The sequence below is a fragment of the Acinetobacter sp. YH12239 genome (assembly GCF_013417635.1).
Lineage (GTDB): Bacteria > Pseudomonadota > Gammaproteobacteria > Pseudomonadales > Moraxellaceae > Acinetobacter.
Genome location: NZ_VPDP01000050.1, coordinates 1 through 1,242 on the forward strand (window position 1 = coordinate 1; position 1,242 = coordinate 1,242).

1 protein-coding gene is annotated in these 1,242 nt (G+C 39.0%); it reads right to left on the reverse strand.

Going from position 1 to position 1,242, the window contains the following annotated elements; all coding sequences use genetic code 11:
* Positions 1 to 46: 46 nt before the first annotated feature.
* Positions 47 to 1,021, reverse strand: a complete 975-nt coding sequence (locus FTV17_RS15400) for an IS110 family transposase (RefSeq protein WP_150378074.1) — start codon at positions 1,019 to 1,021, stop codon at positions 47 to 49.
* Positions 1,022 to 1,242 lie beyond the last annotated feature (221 nt).

A 1,242-nucleotide genomic window follows, 5' to 3' on the forward strand; every position in this document is an offset into this window, starting at 1 on the left:
AAGAGATACCGTCTGAAACGTCAAGCAAATTATTGAGAATTCATGCTCAATAATCCGCTTGATAAGGTTGTTGGTGTTTGAGTACACCATAACAAAGATGAACCAACTTCCTCATCGCAGCTCCAATCGCCATCATTTTGGTTTTACCATTGGCCAATAATCTTTCATTCATCCCTCTAATGTGGGGATTATGCCGAGTTGCGACAATGGCTGCCATATATAAACCGGCACGTATTTTGGAAGAGCCCGCTTTGGATAAACGGCTTCTGCCATGAATGGAGCTACCTGATTGCTTTTGAATGGGGACCAAGCCAACAAAGGCGGCCGCTTGACTAGCGCTTTCAAAAGTATGGCTGCGCAAGAAACTGAGCATTAATAAACTGGTTCGATCTGCAATAGCTGGAATACTGCTGAGCAGTTCTTTATCATTTCTTAAATCAGGATTCTGATCGATATGAGCATCAATTTGCTGGTCGATACCCTGAATGTGCTTGTTTAACTGCCTAATACTCTTATGGATAGACTGAAGTACAGGTTCCATCGTGAAGGTAGACTCTGCTTTTTCCAAACGATTCTTTTCACGTTGTAAATCTTCACAAAGCACAGCTCTTCTATCTAGCAAAGCATTCAGAAATTGAATAGGTTGGGGTAAAGGTTGCCAAAAATGTAGATCGGCAGTCATCGCAAATCGAGCTAGAACTTCACTATCCACCTTGTCTGTTTTATTTAGCTTAGACATACTCTGAGCAAAATATCGAGCTCTGGCAGGATTGGTTACACAGACTTGATAGTCCGCATCAAATAAATATTTAGCCAAGAGTTCATGATAAATAGATGTGGCTTCCATTAAGATAATGGTCTGCGTAGAAGTTGCAGCATGCTGCTTTAGCCAGGTTTGAAGTTGCTCAAAACCTTTTGGTGTATTTGAAAAAGTTTTGGTTTTCTTTTTACTTGCAGAATTTTCTAAAATTAAACAGCAATCAATTTTAGCTTTAGCAACATCAATACCAAGATAAAACATAATCTTTACCTGCTTTATTTATCCAATTATTGTTTTAGCATAACCACCGTCTTTTCTTGTGAATACAGCATCAAAGTGCTTAGTTACCGTCCAGAGTTGTGCAAGTGGTTAGGGCAAATTGTAGGTTTTATCTCTTTCACAGACTAAAAGTCTTAGGTCTATTACAAACTCTACAATTTGCATATAGTGGAAGCTAATCACTACAAGCTCCAAGATACAAG

Excerpts from the sequence above, each read along its gene's own strand:
- FTV17_RS15400 (WP_150378074.1), bottom strand. The coding sequence starts at position 1,021 with ATGTTTTATCTTGGTATTGATGTTGCTAAAGCTAAAATTGATTGCTGT.